Annotated in this window: 4 protein-coding genes; all 4 read left to right on the top strand. The window is 43.4% G+C overall.

What is annotated here, in order from left to right:
* A partial coding sequence (locus tag GF401_05350; protein MBD3344469.1) for a hypothetical protein occupies nt 1-479 on the top strand: 479 nt, incomplete at its 5' end.
* A 22-nt stretch (nt 480-501) separates the two neighbouring features.
* The gene (locus GF401_05345) at nt 502-1485 is read left to right on the top strand and encodes a DctP family TRAP transporter solute-binding subunit (protein ID MBD3344468.1); all 984 of its coding nucleotides are present in this window, start codon (nt 502-504) and stop codon (nt 1483-1485) included.
* Nucleotides 1482-1970 carry a TRAP transporter small permease subunit gene (locus tag GF401_05340; GenBank protein ID MBD3344467.1) on the top strand — a complete coding sequence of 163 codons (489 nt, stop codon included), beginning with the start codon at nt 1482-1484 and terminating at the stop codon, nt 1968-1970. The genes GF401_05345 and GF401_05340 overlap by 4 nt, the downstream gene beginning before the upstream one ends.
* Nucleotides 1970-3060 (top strand): TRAP transporter large permease subunit (locus tag GF401_05335; GenBank protein ID MBD3344466.1); only part of this gene is annotated, 1091 nt, incomplete at its 3' end. The genes GF401_05340 and GF401_05335, both read left to right, overlap by 1 nt.

The raw sequence follows: 3060 nt of genomic DNA, 5'->3' as shown, positions 1-3060 counted from the left end.
GGCCTGTTCAGATTGAACAACACTTTAAACCATATTACACCAAAGTCTGGGATTTATTCTCAAGCAAAGGTACGAAGATATTCCAGATGGACAGCGACGGCAATATCGACCCGATTATCGACGCCTTACTCGATTGTGGTATTAACTCGATTTATCCAATGGAGCCGGCAGCGGGTATGGATATAGTGGAAACAAGAAAGAAGTACGGCAATGAACTAACCATGGCAGGAGGTATTGACAAACATATACTGCGTGGCACGAAAGAAGATATTAGAACCGAGCTTGAATACAAAATGCAACCCATGATGCAACAGGGCGGGGTGGTTTTCGGCTTGGATCACAGGATTCCGAACGGCACACCACTGGATAACTATCGTTATTACGTCGATCTCGGCAGAGAGATCCTTGGAATTCCACCGAGAAGCAGTGAATCAAAAGGCTGGCAGCGCATGGCTTTTTGTGGACCCTCCATGATTTAAAAATATGAAAACCGAAGCTAAAATCCTTATATGGCTGCTTATAATCACAGCAGTGGCAGTAGGGCTTACCTATAGGCCCTCAAAAAACACAAAAACCGTCCTGAGAATAGCGCACAACCTCGATACATCGCATCCTTTGCACAAATCAATACAATACTTTGCTAAGCAGTTGGATTCTGAATCAAATGGACAGATACAGGCATATATATACCCCAATGGCCAGCTCGGGGCTGACAGAGAAGCTATTGAACAACTCCAGTCCGGTGTTCTTTCAATGAGCATTTGTTCTTGCGGACCGTTAGAAAGCTTTATCCCCGAAATGCAGGTATTTGGAGTACCGTACCTCTTCCGATCAAAGCAGCACATGCTGAAAACTCTAAACTCCGATATTGGCAATGAATTGCTCCGGAGCGGCGAAAAGTTCGGCCTTAAAGGCCTGTGCTTTTTCGACGCGGGCGCAAGGAGCTTTTATACACGAAATACACCTATTCACTGTCCTGCAGATTTAGAGGGTTTGAAAATACGAGTCATGAAAACAAACATGTCAATCAGAACTATCAAGGCCCTCAATGGCTCACCAACCCCTATAGACTTCGGTGAACTTTACACAGCCCTGCAGCAGGGAGTAGTTGACGGAGCCGAAAACAATCCTCCAAGTTTCTATAGTTCTATGCATTTCGAACTCTGTAGGTATTACTCACTGGATGAGCATCTTCGAATACCGGATATGCTTCTCATTAGTAACATTTTTTGGAACAGGTTAACCGCTAAGCAGCAGGATATCATCACCGAGACCGCACAAAAATGCGCCCAGTACCAGTATGAACTATGGGCTCAAAAAGAAACCGCCACATTGCAAAAAGTGCAAGAAGCTGGAGTTGAAATAATTCACCCTAATAAAAAACCTTTCATCCAGGCCGTCCAGCCATTATGGAAAAGCTTTGATGGAACGTGGACAGGAAATATGATAACAAAAATACAGACCATTAATTGTACTGAAAAATGAAACGTTTTCTGAATATCTTTGATAAAATAATTAACATTGCGGCAATCATCATTATGGCATTGCTGGTAATAGACGTCCTCTGGCAGGTACTCGCAAGATACATACTTAAAACTCCAAGTGCATGGACAGAGGAACTCGCTGGCTTCCTGCTAATATGGGCAGGTCTTCTTGGCGCCTGTATAGCACATCGAGAAAAGGCACACCTTGGAATAGATTATTTCGTTGAAAAATTCAGTGATTCGAATAAAGATCTTATACGAATCATGGCAAGCTTCCTTACAACTGCTTTCGCCCTGCTAATACTGACTTTGGGGGGATACCAACTGGTAAAAGCAACCCTGGAAACAAACCAGTATTCACCTGCATTAGGAATACAAATGGGTTACGTTTACCTGATATTGCCAGTAAGCGGAATAATTATGACCATATACAGTATCAGGCACGCATGGTTGTATTATTGTGATATGAAAAATAAGGAAATTTGATGCTCTCTCCATTAACGGTAATGATTTTAACTTTCACGGTTATGCTCTTCTTTGAAGTCCCTATCGCAGTAAGCTTGGCATTATCATCTTTGATGGCAATTCTTGCAATAGGTGATATACCCGCCTTTCTTATTGTGGCCCAGCGTGTGATGAACGGTATGAATAGTTTCACACTCCTTGCAATACCTTTCTTCATACTCGCCGGACTGTTTATGGGTAGAGGGGGCATCGCAAGAAGATTGATTGATTTCGCAAACGCCCTCGTTGGTGCTTTGCCCGGTGGACTGGCCTATGTAAACGTATTGACCTGTATGCTTTTTGGCTCAATATCCGGATCCTCAGCCGCTGCCGTTTCCTCAGTGGGAGGTTTCATGATCCCGCTGATGAACAAAATGGGATATAATAAAAACTTTAATGCATCAGTGACCGTGACAGCAGCAACCACCGGCCTTCTTATTCCCCCAAGTAATGCAATGATCATCTATTCACTGGCAGCGGGCGGAACAGTTTCCATCGCCAATATCTTCATAGCCGGTATCATCCCCGGCATCTTGGTTGGCTTGGCTCTTATCACTGTCGCAGGGATGATATCTTTTAAGAATAATTACGGCAGAGGCTCTTCGTATCCCATATCTGAAGCTGTTTCAAAATTCTTTAAAGCTATTCCAGCCCTGTTGCTGGTTGTGATTATTTTAGGCGGAATACTTTCTGGGATATTCACCCCGACAGAGGCTTCGGCAATCGCTGTAGTTTATGCCTTCATACTTTCTGTTCTGATCTATAAGGAGGTTGATCTCAGAGAGATACCTGCTATCCTCCTGCAATGTGTTATCACCACCGCGGTGGTTTTTCTTTTGATCGGAACATCCATGGCCACAAGCTGGGTTCTTTCGTACGAAAATATCCCCATAAAGATAAGTCAGGCACTGATGGGATTATCAGAAAATAAATACATAATTTTCCTAACAATAAACCTGATACTGCTCGCAGTCGGAACATTTATGGATATGACACCGGCCATACTTATTTTCACCCCTATCTTTTTACCGGTCGTAAAAGAACTTGGAATGGACCCAATTCAGTTCGGAAT

The organism is Chitinivibrionales bacterium, from assembly GCA_014728215.1.
Lineage (GTDB): Bacteria > Fibrobacterota > Chitinivibrionia > Chitinivibrionales > WJKA01 > WJKA01.
The sequence above is the reverse complement of the archived record's forward strand: the minus strand, read 5'-3'. Positions and strand labels throughout refer to the sequence as shown.

Excerpts from the sequence above, each read along its gene's own strand:
- GF401_05340 (MBD3344467.1), top strand. The coding sequence starts at position 1,482 with ATGAAACGTTTTCTGAATATCTTTGATAAAATAATTAACATTGCGGCA.